Origin of the sequence: Rheinheimera sp. UJ63, from assembly GCF_021568285.1 — a bacterium.
Taxonomy (GTDB): Bacteria; Pseudomonadota; Gammaproteobacteria; order Enterobacterales; family Alteromonadaceae; genus Alishewanella; species Alishewanella maricola.
Genome location: NZ_JAKGTQ010000001.1, coordinates 210,711 through 229,987 on the forward strand (window position 1 = coordinate 210,711; position 19,277 = coordinate 229,987).

General features: G+C 47.9%; 17 protein-coding genes and 1 riboswitch. Of the genes, 8 read left to right on the forward strand and 9 right to left on the reverse strand.

What is annotated here, in order from left to right; translation table 11 throughout:
* Positions 1–22: 22 nt before the first annotated feature.
* Positions 23–688, reverse strand: a complete 666-nt coding sequence (locus L1N97_RS00945; RefSeq protein WP_229584971.1) for a DUF2982 domain-containing protein — start codon at positions 686–688, stop codon at positions 23–25.
* Positions 689–1,064: 376 nt separating this feature from the next.
* Here L1N97_RS00945 and L1N97_RS00950 point away from each other — a divergent pair, with 376 nt between their 5' ends.
* Both L1N97_RS00950 and L1N97_RS00955 read left to right on the forward strand, forming a co-directional pair.
* Positions 1,065–1,964, forward strand: coding sequence for an efflux RND transporter periplasmic adaptor subunit (locus tag L1N97_RS00950; RefSeq protein ID WP_236128564.1), 900 nt, complete (start codon positions 1,065–1,067; stop codon positions 1,962–1,964).
* Positions 1,965–1,966: 2 nt separating this feature from the next.
* Complete coding sequence (locus tag L1N97_RS00955) at positions 1,967–5,092, forward strand: efflux RND transporter permease subunit (RefSeq protein ID WP_236128565.1); 3,126 nt, start codon at positions 1,967–1,969, stop codon at positions 5,090–5,092.
* 258 nt (positions 5,093–5,350) lie between these two features.
* Here L1N97_RS00955 and L1N97_RS00960 read toward each other — a convergent pair whose 3' ends face one another.
* The 3 genes from L1N97_RS00960 to L1N97_RS00970 all read right to left on the reverse strand — a co-directional run bounded on the left by L1N97_RS00960 (position 5,351) and on the right by L1N97_RS00970 (position 8,180).
* On the reverse strand, positions 5,351–6,409 hold the full coding sequence (locus L1N97_RS00960; protein ID WP_236128566.1) for an alpha/beta hydrolase family protein: 1,059 nt from the start codon (positions 6,407–6,409) through the stop codon (positions 5,351–5,353).
* A gap of 90 nt (positions 6,410–6,499) precedes the next feature.
* Positions 6,500–7,210, reverse strand: a complete 711-nt coding sequence (locus L1N97_RS00965) for an SDR family NAD(P)-dependent oxidoreductase (RefSeq protein WP_236128567.1) — start codon at positions 7,208–7,210, stop codon at positions 6,500–6,502.
* The gene (locus L1N97_RS00970; protein ID WP_236128568.1) at positions 7,203–8,180 is read right to left on the reverse strand and encodes an NAD(P)/FAD-dependent oxidoreductase; all 978 of its coding nucleotides are present in this window, start codon (positions 8,178–8,180) and stop codon (positions 7,203–7,205) included. The genes L1N97_RS00965 and L1N97_RS00970 overlap by 8 nt, the downstream gene beginning before the upstream one ends.
* An 86-nt stretch (positions 8,181–8,266) precedes the next feature.
* On the opposite strand from L1N97_RS00970, the gene msrA reads away from it, so the two are divergent.
* A complete protein-coding gene (gene msrA / locus L1N97_RS00975; protein WP_229584965.1) occupies positions 8,267–8,800 on the forward strand; it encodes a peptide-methionine (S)-S-oxide reductase MsrA in 534 nt (177 codons plus the stop codon).
* Positions 8,801–8,887: 87 nt separating this feature from the next.
* Here the strand turns inward: msrA and L1N97_RS00980 are convergent, their stop codons facing one another.
* Positions 8,888–10,660 carry a TonB-dependent receptor domain-containing protein gene (locus L1N97_RS00980; RefSeq protein ID WP_236128569.1) on the reverse strand — a complete coding sequence of 591 codons (1,773 nt, stop codon included), beginning with the start codon at positions 10,658–10,660 and terminating at the stop codon, positions 8,888–8,890.
* A 36-nt stretch (positions 10,661–10,696) separates the two neighbouring features.
* Positions 10,697–10,901, reverse strand: a riboswitch (cobalamin riboswitch).
* A 71-nt stretch (positions 10,902–10,972) separates the two neighbouring features.
* Entirely contained in the window at positions 10,973–11,455 is a 483-nt protein-coding gene (locus L1N97_RS00985) for a YajQ family cyclic di-GMP-binding protein (RefSeq protein ID WP_226749841.1), read from the reverse strand.
* Between the two features lie 83 nt (positions 11,456–11,538).
* On the opposite strand from L1N97_RS00985, the gene L1N97_RS00990 reads away from it, so the two are divergent.
* Both L1N97_RS00990 and L1N97_RS00995 read left to right on the forward strand, forming a co-directional pair.
* Positions 11,539–11,910, forward strand: a complete 372-nt coding sequence (locus L1N97_RS00990; protein WP_229584963.1) for a VanZ family protein — start codon at positions 11,539–11,541, stop codon at positions 11,908–11,910.
* Positions 11,886–12,776: a ketopantoate reductase family protein gene (locus L1N97_RS00995; protein ID WP_236128570.1), complete on the forward strand. Its 891-nt coding sequence runs from the start codon at positions 11,886–11,888 to the stop codon at positions 12,774–12,776. Before L1N97_RS00990 ends, L1N97_RS00995 begins: the two co-directional genes overlap by 25 nt.
* Here the strand turns inward: L1N97_RS00995 and thiI are convergent.
* The 3 genes from thiI to pomA form a co-directional block, all read right to left on the reverse strand.
* Positions 12,773–14,230 (reverse strand): tRNA uracil 4-sulfurtransferase ThiI, encoded by a 1,458-nt coding sequence (thiI, locus tag L1N97_RS01000; protein WP_236128571.1) that lies wholly within the window; start codon positions 14,228–14,230, stop codon positions 12,773–12,775. The two genes, L1N97_RS00995 and thiI, sit on opposite strands and share 4 nt — an antisense overlap.
* An 84-nt stretch (positions 14,231–14,314) precedes the next feature.
* Positions 14,315–15,265, reverse strand: coding sequence for a flagellar motor protein MotB (locus L1N97_RS01005; RefSeq protein WP_236128572.1), 951 nt, complete (start codon positions 15,263–15,265; stop codon positions 14,315–14,317).
* Positions 15,262–16,032, reverse strand: a complete 771-nt coding sequence (gene pomA, locus L1N97_RS01010; RefSeq protein WP_229584959.1) for a flagellar motor protein PomA — start codon at positions 16,030–16,032, stop codon at positions 15,262–15,264. The genes L1N97_RS01005 and pomA overlap by 4 nt, the downstream gene beginning before the upstream one ends.
* Before the next feature lie 211 nt (positions 16,033–16,243).
* On the opposite strand from pomA, the gene xseB reads away from it, so the two are divergent.
* From xseB to dxs, 3 genes are read left to right on the forward strand one after another with little or no spacing between them, the layout of a single operon-like run.
* Positions 16,244–16,486, forward strand: a complete 243-nt coding sequence (gene xseB / locus L1N97_RS01015) for an exodeoxyribonuclease VII small subunit (protein WP_229584958.1) — start codon at positions 16,244–16,246, stop codon at positions 16,484–16,486.
* Between the two features lie 2 nt (positions 16,487–16,488).
* A complete protein-coding gene (gene ispA, locus L1N97_RS01020) occupies positions 16,489–17,376 on the forward strand; it encodes a (2E,6E)-farnesyl diphosphate synthase (RefSeq protein WP_229584957.1) in 888 nt (295 codons plus the stop codon).
* A 14-nt stretch (positions 17,377–17,390) separates the two neighbouring features.
* The gene (dxs, locus tag L1N97_RS01025) at positions 17,391–19,259 is read left to right on the forward strand and encodes a 1-deoxy-D-xylulose-5-phosphate synthase (RefSeq protein ID WP_236128573.1); all 1,869 of its coding nucleotides are present in this window, start codon (positions 17,391–17,393) and stop codon (positions 19,257–19,259) included.
* Positions 19,260–19,277 lie beyond the last annotated feature (18 nt).

Here is a 19,277-nt window from a genome sequence, read left to right on the forward strand (position 1 = left end):
TTATACACCACGACACAAGTGTCTAGTTATCATCGGGATGCAGTTGTTGCAGTCGTAACCGATTAATATCCTGACACCATTTGCGCACAGTAGCAGGTTCTGCATTAACTGGCACTAACAATTCAAAGCCACAAGCCGCCGTAATACGCTGCATGCGTTGGGCAAAAATCGCTTTGACACCATCATACTGCTGCTTAGCAGTGCTAAAATGATCTTTTTCACGCAGTAACTCTGTTGCGCACTGGCCGATACTGCAGCTTTGCTTGATGGCTTCTAAAAAAATAGGCCGTTGCTCAGTCATAATTTTCACGGCTAAACGTAACGGCAATTTTGCTAACACCGCATCATAATCCGTCACTTTAAAACCAATAAATGCCAGATCTTCGCCGCCAATGCTTGGCACGGCACTGTAACTAAAGGCTTGCCATGGCAATAGCCAGCTGCCGGCACGATGATGATAATGCACGCCCAGTTCATCACAATCGATACTGTATTTGGGCTCTGCTAATTTTGCCCAACCAATAAAAATCCCCATAAAACTGGCTATATAAGCCACCGCTAGCAACCAATTAAATTGTTCGGCCAATAATAAGGTATAGATAAAAAGCACAAACAATGTGCCGACACTCAGCAGCAACAGTTTGGCTCCGCCACTGCTGGCTGAACCCGCTAGCGCTAATTTGCTCATTATGCTCTCCCCTTTCCCGCATTCTCTGCTTTATAGTCTGCCAGTGTTTGTTTGGTTTAAGCCAGCTAAAACTATATTTCAGCCACAATAACGGTTCAGATTTGCCGAAAAATCGTTCTGATACGACCAAGTGTAGTCAGATTGCGATAATAGGGAATCTGACAGGTCGATAATTCCATACAATAGCCAAGATGATTTTTCTTAACGTTCCGGAGTTCCCTTGGCGCAATTACATTCACGATTAATATGGTTCATTTTGTTAGCATTACTGTGTTTTGTTGGCTTTTTGTTCTGGCAATCCGGACAAGTTCAAGACGGCGGACGTGGACCTGGCGGCGCGGTTTCGGTTAAAACGGCCCAAGTTGAAAGACATGAAATGAGTCGCGAAGTCGGCGCCATAGGCACCGGCATTGCCAATAACTCCATTCAACTCATTGCACCGAGTAGCGAATTCTTAATTGAACTGAACGTCAGTGAAGGTAAAAAAGTCAATAAAGGCGAAATCATTGCCAAACTCAGTGACATTCAGCAAAAAGCCCGTGTGGCCGAGTTAAAAGCCGTGTTGGTAGAACAATCTCGGCAGTTGGATCGTTTGAAGAACTTAGCCAAAACCCAAGCCACCGCCCAATCGATGCTGGATGAACAACAAAGCCGCGTAAACAGCACGCAAGCGCAACTGGACATCGCCAGCAAGCAGCTGAACGATATGACCATCCGTGCGCCTTTCAGCGGTTTTTTAGGTTTACGCCAAGTTAGCCAAGGGGCTTACATCAATGCTGGCACTGTGATTACTAGCCTCGATGATATGCAAACGCTACGCGTGCAATTCAGTGTCGCAGAACGCTATCTCTCAGAAGTGGCCTTAGGTATGCCCTTAACCGTTACCAACGTAGCTTATCAGGACGAAACCTTCAGCGGCAAAGTCTCGGCCATTGATACGCGTTTAGATCCGGTCACGCGCTCGGTAACCGTGCATGGTGAAATTGACAACGCAAGCTTAAAACTGCGCCCAGGGATGTTACTGTCTGTGCGCTTACAACTGGAAAACCGTGAAGTGTTACGTATTTCTGAAAAAGCCTTAGTACCCCAGCAAAACCGTCAATATGTGTATGTGGTCGATGCGGATAACAAAGTGATGCAAAAAGAAATCGAAATTGGCCAGCGCATTCCAAGTTGGGTAGAGATCTTGTCTGGGTTACGAGAAGGCGATGAAGTGATTGTTGAAGGCGTACAAAAGGTTCGCAACGGCATTACCATCAATAAAGTTGGAGGTTAAGGATGTGGTTATCTGATACCTCCGTTAAACGACCGGTTTTTGCCACTGTTATTAATATCTTATTGGTGATTTTCGGTATCGTTTGTTTCAGCATGCTGCCACTGCGTGAATACCCGGATATCGATTCACCGGTAGTCAGTATCAATACGAATTACCCGGGTGCTTCTGCTGAAATTGTTGAAAGTAAGATCACGCAATTGCTTGAAGATCGCATCAGCGGTGTTGAGGGCATTAAAAATATAAACTCCAGCAGCCGTAATGGCCGCTCAAGTATCACCATTGAATTTAACGTTGAACGTGATATTGATGCCGCCGCTAATGATGTGCGTGAGCGCGTGTCTCGGGCACTGAACAACCTGCCGGATCAAGCGGATCCGCCAGAAGTATTCAAAGCAAACTCAGACGAAGATACCATTGCCTGGTTTGTCTTAAACAGCGAAAACATGACCACGCTGGAATTAACCGATTATGCTAACCGTTATATTGCTGAGCGTTTTTCAGTGGTAGATGGCGTGGCCCGTTTGCAATTCGGCGGCTCACGCGATTACGCCATGCGTATCTGGTTAGACCGCGATGCAATGGCGGCGCGTGGCGTCACCGTGCAAGATGTTGAATCCATATTACGTGCTGAGAACGTCGAATTACCCGCCGGTAATATCAAATCCTTTGACCGTGATTTTACCGTGCGCGTGGTGCGCTCTTTCCGCTCGCAACAAGATTTTGAACGCTTAGTGGTCAAACGCGGAGCGAACAATTACTTAGTTCGTTTATCAGAAATTGCCGATGTCAGCTTGGCCGCTGAAGATGAAGAAGGTGAATTTCGTAGCGACGGTAAAAACATCCTCGGTATCGGCATTATTAAACAATCTAAAGCTAATACCCTGGAAGTGGTTCGCAATGCCCGCGCGGAAATGGAAAAGATTAAAGTCAATCTCCCGGCAGGCATGACCATTGAGCCAGGCTATGATTCTTCAGTGTTTATCTCGGAGTCTATTAAAGAGGTATACAACACGCTAGGTATTGCCATGGGCATGGTTATTTTAGTGATATTCCTGTTCTTGGGTAATATCCGTGCCACCTTTATTCCAGCGATTACCGTACCGGTTGCCCTAGTCTCGGCCGTTACCGTGCTCTATGCATTAGATTTTTCAATTAACTTGCTGACCTTGCTAGCCATGGTGCTGTCTATCGGCTTAGTCGTTGATGATTCTATCGTCGTTTTAGAAAATATTTATCGGCGGATTGAGCAAGGTGAAGCGCCGTTACTGGCAGCCTATCGTGGTGCGCGTGAAGTTGGCTTTGCTGTAGTGGCAACCACGTTAGTACTGATCTCGGTGTTTGTACCACTTGTCTTTATGCAAGGTGAGCTAGGTAAACTCTTTACCGAGTTTGCGCTGGCGGTGGCCGCGGCAGTGGCCTTTTCCAGTGTGGTCGCACTCACCTTATCACCGATGCTTTGCAGCAAAATATTGTCGCACCGCAAACGTGAAAGTAGATTTGGCACTTGGTTACACAAGGCATTTGCCAAGCTAGAAAGCGCCTACCAACGTCAACTTGCCGTAGTGTGCACCAAGCGTTGGCCGGTCTTGGTGGTGGTCACGTTATGTTTTGTCGCCAGTGTACAATTAGTTAGAATGCTGCCAAGCGAGCTCGCGCCGCAAGAAGATCGCGGTACTTTCTTCGTGATGATGAGCCCCGCCGAAGGGGCAAGTTATCAAAGCAACAGCCGCAATATGCGCTTAATTGAAGATATTTTAACGCCTTACTATGAGGATGGGCAGCTGACTCGGATGCTATTACGTGTTCCTGGTTGGGGTAACAGCGGTGGTGTCGCCATTGTTGGTACTGAAAACTGGTATAACGGCAAACGCAAGACACAAGATTTACTCACGGAAATAGGCAGCAAAGTAAACGAACTGCCTGATGTGCGAGCCTTTACGTTTATGCGCAGTGGCTTAGGCGGCGGTGGCGGCGGTAATCGCCCAATCCAGTTCGTTATTCAAGGCAATACCTATGAAGAATTGGCGCAATGGCGTGACATTATTCTGGCTAAAGCCGCTGAAAACCCGAACTTAATCATGCTGGATCACGATTATAAAGAAACCGTGCCGCAGATCTTAGTTGATATCGACATTGATCGCGCCGGTGATTTAGGCGTGTCGGTAGGTGCCATTGGCCGCTCACTAGAAGCGATGCTCGGTGGCCGCCGCGTCACCACCTTCTTAGACCGTGGTCGTGAATACGATGTGATTATCGAAGGCTTAGACGATGACTTCCGCGCGCCAACTAAAATCAGTAACGTTTATATTCGCTCAGATCGCAGCAACCAGTTAATTCCTTTAGATAACTTAGTGACGCTGCGTGAAGAAGCCACAGCTTCTAGCCTAAACCGTTACAACCGGATGCGCTCGATTACCATCACCGGCAGTATGGCGGCGGGTTACAGTCTGGGTGAAGCACTGGAGTATCTGCAAAATATCGTCAAAACGGATATCAATGACACTTTGGGTGTTGACTACAAAGGCGAGTCGTTACTCTATCAAGAAAGCGGTCGCTCTACGGCGCTTGTATTCGTGTTAGCACTGATTATCACTTATTTGGTGTTAGCTGCACAATTTGAAAGCTTTATTCACCCACTGGTGATCATGGTCACGGTGCCTCTTGGCTTAGTGGGTGCCTTGTCAGGCCTTTACTTTGCCGGCATGACGCTGAACATCTATAGCCAAATCGGTTTAGTGATGCTGATCGGTTTAGTGGCGAAGAACGGTATTTTGATTGTTGAATTTGCTAACCAATTACGCGATGCCGGAGTGGCGTTTGAAGATGCCGTTAAACGTGCTGCAGCGCAACGTTTGCGCCCAATCGTGATGACCGCTTTTACTACGGTGATGAGTAGCTTACCGCTGGTATTAGCAACTGGCCCTGGCTCTGAAAGCCGTATGGTTATAGGTATGGTTATTTTAGCCGGTGTTGCCTTAGCAACCTTATTAACCATCTATGTGGTACCGGTGGTCTATATTGCTATTGCACGCAATACAGGTTCACCACGCTCGATTAGTCGTAAGCTAGAAGAACTCGAATTAGCTGCGCCTGATGAGCATGCCGCTGACGAGGTGGTGCCAAAATAAGGCCGAACTGCCGTTGATTGATCACAAACGGGAGCTTAAGGCTCCCGTTTTTATTGGCTGTATGGCTCAGTTAACATGCTGCGCGCATCCGTTAACTTAGCCGCGCCATACATTGAACCGCAGGGTTAAAACAGCATTGTCAGCCCGTTATTCCTGTGTCAGTGGTGCGATAGAAAGAGCCACAACACAAAGGGATAATTGCATTGAAATGATATCATTAAGACCGCCTAATACCACGCGGCCTTCGCTAGCAACGCCTTAGCGTAGCGCAACCGTATCCGAACGTATAAAGTTTGCTAACACGGGTTGATGCTGCTGCGCCCATTGCCGTAATTCACGATCATCTCCACTGGTAATTTGCGCGATAAACGCGCTTGATAAAGCCTGTGTAGCCGCTTTAATCACTTGCTGCTGAGGCTCAGAGTCACCACTACGTCGCCAATTGGTAAAAATATTATGACTGCCGGCACTGAACACGGCCAATACTTTGTATTGACTGCCCATAGCGTAATACAGCTCAAGCCGATCTTGTGGTGCAGAGTAAAAACCAGGCACTGTGATTTCATCTTCGGTGGTGGTGATGTGCAGCGTTGGGATCCTGATATCAGATAGTACCTGAGACAGCGGCTGTTTATTGTAAAAAGGCGGGGCTGAAATCAAAATGGCCGCCGTGATCCGTTCATCCTTTAGGCTGACCAAACGGCCATCCTGCTTCACCTGTGCCCCACTTAATAGCATAGCGGTGTTAGCACCATAAGAATGTCCAGCCATCACAATATGCTGCTGGTCAAACTGCCCGGCATACTCTGAGGCTAGAATGTGATCTAAAGCGAATTTCACATCCTCTACCCGAGCCAGTGCTTCAGTATCATCGGCCGCATCCATTAAACGAAAGGGTAATAATAAACGGCTACCTCGCCACACTTTGCGATCGCTGCCAACATGCTGTAAATGCAAACTCGCAAACCCCTGACTTGCCCAATATTGCCCCAGATAAGCATAACGCTCTTTTGAGCCGCCTAAACCATGTGAGAACACGATTAAGGCTTTCGCCTGTTGTGCTGCAGCCGGTTTGAACAATAATGCTGGTACACTGCGTTCACGAGCCGGATCCAGCCATTCAAAACTGATTTGTTCAACATCACGCGACAAATTTTCGGCAACACTCAGTGCTTGCTGTACTGAGGGTAAACTTAACTGTTGCTGCCAAGCCACATTGTTGACCGGCTGTTTTTGCGAACAAGCCGTTAGCGTTAACAGTAAGAGTCCAAGGCAACTGCCCAGTGTTAAGGCTTGATGCTTGCTGAAAAAACGCATAAGGATCCTCTTGCTTGAATTGATGATAAGTTTCGCTAACGAGCGTCTCAGTTCAGATCAGCGACATGGCGCACAAAAAAACGGTAAGCTTTAATAAGGTAGCGCTTGCCCATCCCAATTGAGTAATTGACCGGATTGCTCTGGGCTTAAGCCTGCGATAATCGGCAATAAACGCTCCGCGGTGGCATGCGCGCTTTGTAACTGCCCTTCGGGTAAATTTCGCTGAAATGGCGCAGATAGCGCCGTATCCGTGGTGCCGGGATGTAAACTGACTAAACTGGCCGTTTTGTTGTAGCGCGCCAATTCAATACTGGTTGTTTTAACCAACATATTCAGCGCTGCCTTGCTCATCCGATAGCTGTACCAGCCCCCTAACTGATTATCCGTAATACTGCCCACTTTGGCACTGAGCACGGCTAATTTGATATGGGGCAGTTTTTGGATAAAAGGAAACAAAGACTGTAAATACAAGGCCGGACTCATAATATTAACCTGGAAACTTTGCTGCATCGCTTGAGCGCTCAGTTGCCGGATGGTTTTCTCTGGCTGCATACTATCGCCGTGCAACCAGCCTTGACATAACACGATAGCCGTCACCGGTTGACTAAAAATAGTCGTCAATACCGATGCCGCCTCAGGCGCATCGGCCTGCGGCAGTGTATACCACGCCAGATTTGCTACTTTTTCGGTTAGCGGTTGTCGGCTGATTGCCGACACGTGCTTGCCCTGTGCCAATAACTGATCAACAAAAGCACGGCCAATACCGCCGCTTGCACCAATAATAAGCCAATGTTCAGCCATGCTGGATCCTCTGAGCTAATTCATAACCACTTAGCCAGGCATTTTCAACCCGACCACCACGTGTCCAATCGCCGGCTAACCACAAACCCGGCGCTATTGCATCTTGGAAATGACTATCTGGCACCTGCTGTTGCTGGGCATACAGCCAACGATGGCATAACGCATGACTCACCGCCACGCTCTGCTTGGTCAAGCCTAAAATTCCGCTTAAGGCATGCTGAGCGTGTTGCTGCCAAAAAACAGCGTCTTGCTCTAAATGCTGTTGGCTAAACTCAGGCGTAAAATGCACCAGCCAATTTTCAGCGACGCTGCGTCCAGGCTTACTGTTTTGCCGACTGATCCAACTGACACCAAATGCCTGATCCTTAACAAAAATACCACCGGCGGCATGCTGCGTAGCCTTACTTAGTTGTAAACTCACGGCCCAGCAAGGTTGTAATAAATGGGTGGGTAACGTCACCGCTAATGGCGCTGGTAATAATGCGGCAGCTTGCGCTGGTGGGATCGCCAAGATCACCTGAGAAAAGGGTCCAAACTGTTCAGCATGCTCGTTTTGAATAAACCAGCCCTCTGCCGTGTTTGTTATGGTGCTGACACGGCAGTTAAAGTGGCATTCTAAGGTGTCGGCCATCGCGCGAAGTGGGCTGTGCATCGCCGGCGTACCAATAAAGCGTTGCTCAGCATCGGGGGAAGCCGCTAATTGCCCAGCACGATATTGATACATGGGTGCTAACCAACGATTGACCACGCCTTGCTTTAACCACTGTGTAACTTGCTGCTGAAATAAGGGCTGCCGCGCCGTAAAATATTGGGCGCCGAGATCTAAATAGCCTTCAGCACTGCGCTTACTGCTCATGCGGCCACCGGCGCCGCGTGCTTTATCAAAAACCGCAACCTGATGTCCCGCTTGTTGCAGCGCATAGGCACAACTTAACCCGGCCATTCCGGCACCAATTACTGCCAACGTCATTATTACTCCGGCGTGTTATAATCTATTAAGTTTTACATTACGTATTAGCCGACAGGCACGATCAACGGTTGATGCAAGGAGAAGAGATGAGTACACAGATTGCCACGTTCGGCGCAGGCTGTTTTTGGTGTTTAGAAGCAGCGTTAAATGAAGTCACCGGTGTACACGCGGCCATCAGCGGTTACATGGGAGGTCATACCCTCAATCCTGATTATCAGAGTATCTGCACCGGTGAAACCGGCCACGCGGAAGTGGTACAAGTGAGTTATGACGATAGCCAGATCAGCTTTAAACAACTATGCCAGCTGTTTTTTAGCTTACATAACCCTACCCAACTTAATCGCCAAGGCAATGATGTCGGCACTCAGTACCGCAGCGTTATTTTTAGCCATAACGCGGAGCAAGCTGCCGAAGCCGCGGCGATAATAAGCGAGCTTGAACAACAACAGTTATTTGAACAACCGATTGTGACCGAGATCAGCCCGGCCAGTGTGTTTTATCCAGCAGAAAGTTATCATCAAGGCTATTATTTGCAAAACCCACAGCAAGGCTACTGTCATTGGGTCATTTCACCGAAAATGTCGAAATTTCGCAGCCAATTTCAGCACCTGTTAAAATAAATCCAGCGCCGACTGCCACCTAATGATAACAACCTAGGTGGCAAAAGACAGCGCTGGGTTTCTCTTTAGCGATTAAGCATCAAGCGTTTAAGGCAATTTATATTGCAGGCTTAAACCAAAGTTTACACCGGCTGTTTCATAACCCGAACTGGTTTGATAATGTTTATCAAACAGGTTATCCACCTTAGCACTGAGCGATAAAGCTGGGGATAATGCAAAGCTGCCGCCCACGCCAAACACAGTAAAGCCCCCTAGATATGGGCTACTGGCATACTCACCTTGATAGGTATCGCTTTGGTAATCCGCCGTCACAAATGCCGATAACTGCTGCCATTGTTGCGTCAAGCGCCAATTCACACTGTGCTCAGGTCGGCGCGCTAACCGCTGCCCAGTCAAGGTGTTTTCAGTGTCCAACCAGCTATAACTGATAGTTTGCTGTAACGAATCCCAACGCAGATCAACACTGAATTCCACGCCAGAAATTTTGGCACGTTCAATGTTTTGTGGCGTGTAGGTCGCAAAATCAAACTGGATCAGATTATCGACATCTTGCTTAAACCAGGCTAACTGCAACGTCGCTGCGGCTAACTGATAACTCAGTGCAATTTCATCCGACAAGGTACTTTCTGGTTGTAAATCGGGATTGGCACTACCAGGATAATACAAGTCGTTAAAGGTCGGCGCTTTAAAAGCCGAACCCCGGCTCAGTCTGAGCTGCATCGCATCACTAAGATCAACACCTGCGGCGAATTGCCAGGTTGTGTTACCACCGTATTGCTCGGTAAGGTCGCGGCGCACTGCCCCGTCTAAACGCAAGCCTTGCGCAGCAAATTGTAAACCAGCAAAGGCGGCACGATTAAGGCGATTATCCTTCACATAGGCTACGCCAGAGCGCGCTACGCTTTCTTGATACCAGTTCACGCCCGCTAAACCCGATAGGCTATCTGTCAATGCGGTGGTTGCCTGATAGTTAAATTCATCGCGCTCAGTCACATAAGGGCTTTGCGAAACAGGCCCATAAGTCGTGTCATCATCCAGCGTTCGGCTGAATTGTGCTTGATGTTGCCATGATCCTTGCTGATGTTCCCAGCCCAACAAATAACTGCGGTTTAACGTTTCCGCTTGATCTTCACTGCCCCAGGCCGTATCAAACTGATAAAAACCGGAGTTAACATCCACCTGACCACGCCAAAGGCCAAACCCTGTTTGATAGGCTGCAGCCAGTTTGGCAAAACGTTGTTGGTAACCATCACGATCGTTATCTAAATCGCTGCGCACATTAAAACCATCGGCTCGGCTATACCCCGCACTGGCACTCAAGGTCAGATCACCCTGTTGTTGACTGGCATTAATACCAGCACCAGCCTGCCCATAACTGCCAACATCCGCAGTTAATTCCACGCCGCGGGCTTGACGAGTAGTAATAGCAATCACCCCAGCTAAGGCGTCAGCACCATACCATGCCGCTCGAGGACCACGGATCACTTCTATTCGTTCAATTAACGCTAAAGGCAACATCGATAAGGTTTTATAACCCAAGGTGGCAGAGCCACTGCGCACGCCGTCAATCAATACGAGCGTATGACCATTATTCCCGCCACGCAAATACAAACCGCTATTTTGGCCACGGCCACCGTCACGAGAAATCGTAATACCGGGTAATTGCGCTAATAAAGCAGGTAAATCACTGGCTTGACGAGCCTCAATATCTGCACGATCTAGCACCGAAACACTGGCTAACACTTCGGAAGTGGCTAAAGGGGTACGATTAGCGTAAACACTGATATGTTCGACCGCGTCAGTCGCGGATACAGCAGTAGGCACGGCTGACAAAAGCAGCGCCCAAGAAGGTTTAAACATAGATACTCCAGCAATGTGCCCACCGCACATTTCTTTGGTTTGAAGGACTTTTAGGCCGGTCTCCGGGCTAACAACCTGCTGACGCGAGTATTTCGCCTTCCCATCTTGCGACAGTGGCGGATGAAATACTTTAAGTTGCTTACCGTTGCGGGGGCAGCTCTGGTTTTACACCAGATTCCCGTTTAACTTGGTCGATGACGTTAAAAAGCAGCGACCAAGCACCTAAAAAAGCGGCGGCTCTATCAAGAGCCGCCGCAAGTTTACGCTGAATCAGCGTTAAGTCAATAGACTTCTAGAAGTCTTAACTGCAAATCAATCGCGAAAGTTGGTAAATTGAAAAGCTTGCTCTAATTCAGCTGCACGCACCGCCGCGATAGCTTCTTGTAAATCATCGCGCTTTTTACCAGTAACGCGCACTTGATCGCCTTGAATAGCGGCTTGCACTTTTAACTTATTGTCTTTAATCAATTTAACCAACTTTTTCGCCATATCCGTTTCGATACCTTGGCGCAGCGATAACGCTAAACTGTAGGTTTTACCCGAGTGCACCACATCGCCTTCTTTAAAAGAGCGCACATCTAGATTGCGTTTCACCGCTTTGGCAAAAAAGATTTCGAGCATTTGCTGTAACTGAAACTCTGCCTCAGCCACCATGTTAATTTGTTTATCTTTGAGGGTAAATTCAGCATTTACGCCGCGAAAATCAAAACGCGTTTGTAATTCACGGTTAGCATTATCAACCGCATTTAGTACCTCTTGCTGGTCAACTTCAGAAACTATATCAAAAGCGGGCATCTTGCTCTCCTATCTCGGTCTATGCTGGTGATTATAACCAGAAAACTGCTACAATCCGAGCCCCATTTATCGGAGATGAGAACGTGCCGCAATCGTTTTATCGCTTTTTGTTTTTATTATGTCTGCTGTTAGCCACTTTTGGCTTTATGGCCGAGATTAACGGCCACAAGCTTGCTGGCGAGTTGTCTTTTTTTAAAATTGAAAATCTCGATAAAGTGGCCCATTTTGGTATTTTCTTTGTACTCAGTGGCTTAATTTGGAAAGGCTTTCGAGCAGTGTTTTGGAAGATTCTACTTTTACTGGCAATCTATGGCGCCTTAATTGAAGTGATACAAGAAAACTATACGCGACGCACTGGCGATTTTTGGGATTGGGTAGCTGATATGGCTGGGGTTTTAACCTTTTTTGTTGTGCGTAAACTGTGGCATTTATGGCGACCACGCAGCAAGCGTTAAACTGGACCGTCGTTGGCCAAGGCGCTATTGGCCTGCTTGCTGCCTGTCGTTGGCAACAGGCTAATACGCCAGTACGTTTGTGGTTGCGTCAACCTAAATTGTTAAGCGTGCGCTTTTTGGCGCTAGATCACACCGAGCAACAATGCCATTTTCAAGCGGCAGTCTCCCCCATCCATGCCTTGTTTTTACCGGTAAAAGCCTATGCCGTTACCGAGGCCTTAGCCCAACTACAACCTCATCTCACTGACAACGCCCAAATTGTCGTTTCCCATAATGGTATGCCAGACCTTGCGGCATTGCGGCAATTTGCACGGGCTAAGCAAGGGATCTGGTTTTTAACGACTAGCCATGGTGCCTTACGACAAGCAGAGCAGATCCGCCATACTGGCCAAGGTAAAAGTATGCTCAGCCCACTGAATGAGGCCGCGAGTGCACAACGCAAAGCCGTTTTCACGGCTTTAAATCAGGCTTTAGGCCCGTTAACTGTCACCGAGAATATCATAGCGGCTTTATGGCAAAAGCTGGCGATTAATGCGGCTATTAACCCGCTCACTGCAGTGTTAAATTGTAAAAATGGTGCTTTAGCGGCGGCAGAGCATCAACCTCAATTGCAGCAAATTGTCAGCGAAGTCTGTCAGCTGGCGTCGCTTGAACAGATTGATTTGCCGTTTGCGGCAACCTTTGCGCAAGTGCAACAGGTGATCACCGCGACGGCCAATAACTATTCATCAATGCAGCAAGATCATTACCATGGCCGCCCCACCGAGCTTAGCGTGATCACCGGCTTTATTGTCGCCACGGCGGCAAAACATCAGCTAGCGGTTCCGGCCAATCAAGCGCTATGGCAAGCGCTGCAAGATAATTAAGGCCGATACACTGCAACATTGTTAAATCCCATCTCTTGCAGCAATAAAGCCTGCAAACGACTCATCACGCCACGTTCACAATAACAGTAATATTGCTGTTGCTGATCTAACTGTGCAAACGCCGTGGCTAAACGGTAAAACGGAATGGTCAGTACCTGATGCTGCTGTAATTGCAGTGGCCGCGCGTCGACTTCGTCGTGACTGCGAATATCTAACACGATCGCGTTAGCCGGTAATATCGCCTCGGTAGCGATAACACCCGCTTGTTGTTCTGCTTGATATTCAACGGTTCGAATATCGAGGATTTTAGCTTGCTCAATGGCTTGATTTATCCTGCGCGGATCGAGCTGTGCTTCGGCTGTGATGACCTCGCTGAGGATGGCATTCACCGTCGGATTTTGTGAAATCACGCCACAATATTCCGGCATACTTCCCGCCAACTCGGCCACACCAATTTGTCGTGCTAAATCCACAATATCTTGTTTGTCATGATAAATAAGCGGCCGTAAAACTAAGCTGGGGCTCGCTTGATCGATCACGGCCAAGTTAGCCAGAGTTTGACTTGCAACCTGGCCAATACTCTCACCGGTGACCACTGCCGAGATCCCAAGCTTTTCAGCCATAGCGCTGGCCACCTGCATCATCAGGCGTTTTAAAACGACCCCCATTAACCCCGTGGGTACATGTTCCAAAATATCTGCCACAACGGGGGCAAAGTCGACACTGACAAACTTCACCCGATGCGAGGCCGCATAGGTTTTCCATAGATAAAAGGCGATTTCGCGCACACCGTTCTCATGTGCTGCACCGCCTAAATTAAAGAACAGATAATGCGTGCGTAAACCCTTGCGGATCATTAAATAACTGGCAACAGCCGAATCAAAGCCGCCCGAGATCAACGACAAGGCATCCGATTGCGATGGGATCGGTAAGCCGCCCATGCCTGAAAAGCTCTCGGTGACCAGTAAAAATTGCTGCTGTTTAATCTCTAATTTAATCTCTAAGTCAGGCTGCTTTAATTGCACTCGCGCGCTATTGACTAATTGGTTTAAGCCGCCACCAATATAACGCTCGGCGTCGAGTGAACTAAATTCATGTTCCCCTTGGCGTCTCACCCTAACACAAAAGCTTTTGTTGATAATTTGCGATTGATAAACCGCCGCAACTTGTTGGAATAGATCGGCTAAATCAGTGAACTGGCGCGTTTGCATCTGAGCAAAGGCCACAATGCCGGGAATACATTTTAAACGTGTAATTAATTCTTGGCGCCAAGCGCTCGTCTCGTATTGGCTAGTGACCGTTAGGTGGTCAAAATAACCGGTGACTTTCACTTTATGCGGCAGATGTTTTAGTAAGGTTCTGAGATTCTGCTCCACCAGCAACGTTTGACGCTTGCGCACCGACTTACTTTTGATGGCGATTTCAGGATGCAACTTAATAATAAATTCGAGCATGATGGGCGCATTTAGCTAACAATGTTGCGCATTATAACCAAGCGTAACAAAAACGCCTAATCAAGCGATTAGGCGTTTGCTGACTTAAGGATTCGCTGCCGGTTCAAAACTGATCGGATCAGACACCTTCGGCTTGCCCTGCATAATCGAGATTTCGACACGCCGGTTACGCCGACGATTCAGCTCACTATTGTTTGGCATCAAGGGGCGAGTATCAGCATGCCCTACCACGACAATGCGGTTTCGATCAAAGCCCGGCGCGGCAATTAAGGCGGTGGCCACTGAAACGGCTCGCTTAGCCGATAAATCCCAGTTGTTGGCATGTAACTCATCACCCACCTGAAAATCATCGGTATGCCCACTGACGGTGATTTCACCGGGAATATCATTGAGCATCACCCCAATTTGCCGCACTATCGGGATAAAGCGCGGCTGTAAAAAAGAAGAGCCCGACGGGAAAGAGCCATTTTCGCGGATACGAATAATGATTTGCTGCCCCAATGATTCTAACTCCACTGCGCCGTCAACGATTTGTTGCTCCAGCTCTTCAGCTAGCTTCTTCACCGTTTCATTAACCTGCTCTTGGGCGGCTTCTGCGGCAGCGGCCGCTTTGGCATCGGCGGCTTCTTGGTCCTCAGCATTTAATGCCGATTGACCACCGGTTTGATCATCGCGTTGATCTTGGCGCCCACCGGCAGAGTCTTCTTCACCCGCTTGAAATTCAATGACTTGCTGGGTCATTTCCATGGTTTGCTGCTGGATCGTTTCAATTGGCGTGGGATCAGGCCGCCCAGGGCGAAACTCCATGGCAATAACACTGGTTCCCTTCGGGATATCATCCACTTCAATTTTATTTTGCACACCAAAGGCAAACTTCATAGAGCCGGCAATTTGTTTAAACTTCAACACGTCCATTTCAGAAAATGCTAATAACAACACGAAGAAGCACATCAAAAGCGCCATTAAATCAGCAAAGGTTCCCATATAAGCGGGTAACCCAGGCGGTGGGCATTTGCATTCTTCTTCGTCACTCATGCCGCCTCTCCTGCTACTTCGCGTTTATTTTGCGCTAAATAGTTACGTAAAATCCCTTCAATAACCTTTGGATTCTGCCCATCTTGAATGCCTAATACCGCATCTAAGATCAACATATTGTTCAGTTTTTCTTGCTGGTTGCGGATCGCTAATTTGTCGGCCAACGGAATGGCAATAACGTTGGCGACAAAGGCGCCATATAACGTCGTTAACAGTGCCACCGCCATCGCCGGGCCGATGGCTTTAGGATCATCCATGTTAGATAACATCGCCACCAAACCAATCAAGGTACCGATCATCCCCATGGCCGGTGCGACGTCACCCAGACTACGAAAAATGGCAATAGCCGTTTCATGGCGCTTTTCGGTTAACGAAATATCCTTTTGCATGGTAGCTCGCACAACATCAGCGTCATGACCATCCACCAGCATATTAATGCCTTTTTGCATAAAGCCATTGGGAATTTCAGCCTCCTCTAGGGCTAAAAAACCACCTTGACGGGCGGCACCACCTAATTGCACAGCGGTTTCAATCAGCTCTTCTGGTGATTCAATTTTAAACATAAAGGCTTTTGCCACGGCTTTACCCGCACCGAGAAATTGTGCCAACGTAAATTTAGACAGTACAACAAATACCGAGCCACCAAATACAATGAGCACCGAGACCAAATCACCAAACATGCCGACGTCACCGCTACTGCTGATAAACATCGCCATTACAATAAAGCCAATTGCGCCAATCAATCCGATTAAGGTCGCTAAATCCACATCCTACTCCTTCCAAAACAGTGCCGGGGCTGGCTTTTGAATCTTGATTTTAGTTATTTTATATCAGCTGCAAACTAGTTATCGACCTTAACTCTGAATCATTAAGCAATAAATCAGCAAAGAATACCAATTTAGTCGTTACTATACGCAATTTCATTGACCATAATAGCCTGCTACGATAAGGTTGCGCACAGTTTTTTTGGGGAATAATATGAGTAAAAAATCTGCAGACCCAGGCCAATTTGAACAATCCATCCAAGAACTCGAACACATCGTCCAACAATTGGAACAGGGTGAGCTGTCGTTAGAGCAAGCCCTAGGCCAATTTGAGCGTGGGATCAGTTTGGTCAAACACAGTCAGCAGCAACTGCACGCTGCGGAACAAAAAGTCCAGATTTTGTTGCAACAACAACCTGAACCTCTGCAGCCGTTTGAGCCGCAAACAGGAGACTAACCTTGGCCCCAACCAGTCTATCGCTATTTCAGCAGCGGGTGGAACAACAACTGCAACAGGCGCTTACCACAACAGTTCCAACGAACTTTTTGTTGCATGACGCCATGGCTTACAGTTTATTGCTGGGTGGCAAACGGGTTCGACCTTTTCTGGTTTATAGCCTAGGTCAAATGTTAGGTGCCAAACTGGCTGATCTCGATGCCCCAGCAGTGGCCATTGAAGCGATCCACAGTTATTCATTAATTCATGACGACTTGCCGGCCATGGATAACGACGATTTGCGCCGCGGCAAACCTACTTGCCATAAAGCTTATAATGAAGCCACGGCGATTTTAGCCGGAGATGCACTGCAAGCTTTTGCTTTTGAGCTATTGAGCAGTCATGATTACCAACAGGTTTGCCCGCGTAGGCAGGTGTTAATGGTGAAAACGCTGGCACAAGCAGCGGGTGCCACCGGCATGTGTGCCGGCCAAGCGATAGACTTGGCACAAACCAATCAAAAAATCACTTTAGAGAAATTAGAGTTAATGCATCGTTTAAAAACGGGTGCATTAATTGAAAGCACAGTTAAACTAGCCTATTACGCCAGCCCGGTAGAAGATGAACAGATCCTGCTGGATTTGTTAAAGTTTGCCAGTGCGCTGGGTTTGGCCTTTCAAGTGCAGGACGATATTCTGGACATTGAAAGCGACACGGCCACTTTAGGAAAAACACAGGGTTCTGATCTTAAAGCCAACAAAGCTACGTATCCGGCCTTACTGGGGCTTGCCGGTGCCAAAGATAAAGCGGCACAACTTTATCAAGAAGCCCTTGCCGCACTCGAACGGCTACCCTACGATACGGCTGAGCTTGCACGCTTTGCCCACTATATTATTGCCAGAAAGTTTTAACATAGGCATTTGTTATGCAAATTGATATGACGGAATATCCACTGTTAACTAAGGCTAATTTGCCCGATGAGCTTCGGCAATTACCTCAGGAAACCTTACCCCAACTGAGCCATGAACTGCGGCAGTTTTTATTAAAAACCGTTAGCCAAAGTAGTGGTCATTTTGCCTCAGGTTTAGGTGCCGTCGAACTGACTGTTGCCCTGCATTATGTTTACAACACGCCTTTTGATCGGGTGATCTGGGATGTAGGCCATCAGGCTTACCCACACAAGATCCTCACGGGTCGTCGTCATCAAATGCACACCATCCGCCAAAAAGAAGGCCTGCACCCTTTTCCGTATCGGGAAGAAAGTGTCTATGACGTGTTATCGGTAGGCCACTCCAGTACTTCCATCAGCGCAGCCTTAGGCATGGCAGTGGCAGCACAACAAGCTAAGAATCAACGTAAAGTTGTTGCGGTTATCGGTGATGGCGCCATTACAGCAGGTATGGCATTTGAAGCCTTAAATCACGCAGGTGAAATTAAACCGGACATGCTAGTGATCTTAAATGACAATGAAATGTCTATTTCAGAGAACGTTGGCGCGTTAAACCAATACTTTGCCCGCATTTTATCGGGCAGTTTTTATACTAGCTTGCGTGAGGGCGGCAAAAAAATCCTCAGCAACATGCCACCCTTACATCAGTTAGCCAGCCGCGCTGAAGAACATTTCAAAGGCATGGTAACACCCGGTACATTCTTTGAAGAGCTTGGCTTTAATTATATCGGCCCAATTGATGGTCACGATGTATTAGGCTTGGTCGATACCATTCGCAATATGCGCCAGCTTAAAGGCCCTCAGCTACTGCATATCGTCACGAAAAAAGGAAAGGGCTATGCCCCTGCCGAAGCCGATCCGATTGGTTATCATGCGGTCGCAAAATTTGATCCTGCGGCTAAAACGCAACCGGCCAAAAAAGCCAGTGCACCAACCTTTTCCAATGTATTTGGCCAGTGGATCTGCGATATGGCAGAGCAAGATGAGCGGCTACAAGGTATTACCCCTGCCATGCGAGAAGGTTCTGACTTAGTGGCGTTTTCAAAACGCTTTCCTAAGCGCTATTTTGATGTCGCCATCGCCGAACAACATGCGGTGACGCTGGCCGCAGGCATGGCCATTGAGGGCTTAAAACCGGTAGTGGCTATTTACTCGAGCTTTTTACAACGCGGTTACGATCAACTGATCCACGATGTGGCGCTGCAACAATTAGATGTGTTGTTCGCCATTGACCGCGCAGGCATTGTAGGCGCTGACGGCCCAACTCACCAAGGTGCTTTTGATATCAGCTTTTTACGCTGCATTCCCAATATCACCATTATGGTGCCATCTAATGAAAATGAATGCCGGCAGATGCTTTATACCGGCTATCAACATAACGGGGTGGCCGCCGTTCGCTATCCACGAGGTAGCGGTAACAACCAAGCGGCCGCAACAACGATGGAGTTATTACCACTGGGTAAAGCAAAAGTGGTACAGCGCGGTAAAGAACTGGCTATCTTAGCCTTTGGTCCACTGCTTGGCGCCTGTGAGCAAGCGGCCAAAGCGCTTGGCGCCACCTTAGTTGATATGCGCTTTGTTAAGCCATTGGATACTGCACTGTTACAACAATTAGCCGTGGATCACCGTTACGTGATGACCGTTGAAGATAACGCCATTATGGGCGGTGCCGGCTCTGCGGTAAATGAGTACTTGGTGCAGCTACATTATCAAGGCCAGATCCTCAACCTAGGCTTACCAGATGAGTTTATTAAACACGGTACGCAACAAGAGATTTATCAAGAATTAGGCTTAGACAGTGCCGGTATTTTGGCACAAGCGCAGCGTTTATTAAAAGAAGAGTAGTCAGCGCTAGACAGGCGA

Excerpts from the sequence above, each read along its gene's own strand:
- L1N97_RS00945 (WP_229584971.1), bottom strand. The coding sequence starts at position 688 with ATGAGCAAATTAGCGCTAGCGGGTTCAGCCAGCAGTGGCGGAGCCAAA.
- L1N97_RS00950 (WP_236128564.1), top strand. The coding sequence starts at position 1,065 with ATGAGTCGCGAAGTCGGCGCCATAGGCACCGGCATTGCCAATAACTCC.
- L1N97_RS00955 (WP_236128565.1), top strand. The coding sequence starts at position 1,967 with ATGTGGTTATCTGATACCTCCGTTAAACGACCGGTTTTTGCCACTGTT.
- L1N97_RS00960 (WP_236128566.1), bottom strand. The coding sequence starts at position 6,409 with ATGCGTTTTTTCAGCAAGCATCAAGCCTTAACACTGGGCAGTTGCCTT.
- L1N97_RS00965 (WP_236128567.1), bottom strand. The coding sequence starts at position 7,210 with ATGGCTGAACATTGGCTTATTATTGGTGCAAGCGGCGGTATTGGCCGT.
- L1N97_RS00970 (WP_236128568.1), bottom strand. The coding sequence starts at position 8,180 with ATGACGTTGGCAGTAATTGGTGCCGGAATGGCCGGGTTAAGTTGTGCC.
- msrA (WP_229584965.1), top strand. The coding sequence starts at position 8,267 with ATGAGTACACAGATTGCCACGTTCGGCGCAGGCTGTTTTTGGTGTTTA.
- L1N97_RS00980 (WP_236128569.1), bottom strand. The coding sequence starts at position 10,660 with ATGTTTAAACCTTCTTGGGCGCTGCTTTTGTCAGCCGTGCCTACTGCT.
- L1N97_RS00985 (WP_226749841.1), bottom strand. The coding sequence starts at position 11,455 with ATGCCCGCTTTTGATATAGTTTCTGAAGTTGACCAGCAAGAGGTACTA.
- L1N97_RS00995 (WP_236128570.1), top strand. The coding sequence starts at position 11,886 with ATGGCGACCACGCAGCAAGCGTTAAACTGGACCGTCGTTGGCCAAGGC.
- thiI (WP_236128571.1), bottom strand. The coding sequence starts at position 14,230 with ATGCTCGAATTTATTATTAAGTTGCATCCTGAAATCGCCATCAAAAGT.
- L1N97_RS01005 (WP_236128572.1), bottom strand. The coding sequence starts at position 15,265 with ATGAGTGACGAAGAAGAATGCAAATGCCCACCGCCTGGGTTACCCGCT.
- xseB (WP_229584958.1), top strand. The coding sequence starts at position 16,244 with ATGAGTAAAAAATCTGCAGACCCAGGCCAATTTGAACAATCCATCCAA.
- dxs (WP_236128573.1), top strand. The coding sequence starts at position 17,391 with ATGCAAATTGATATGACGGAATATCCACTGTTAACTAAGGCTAATTTG.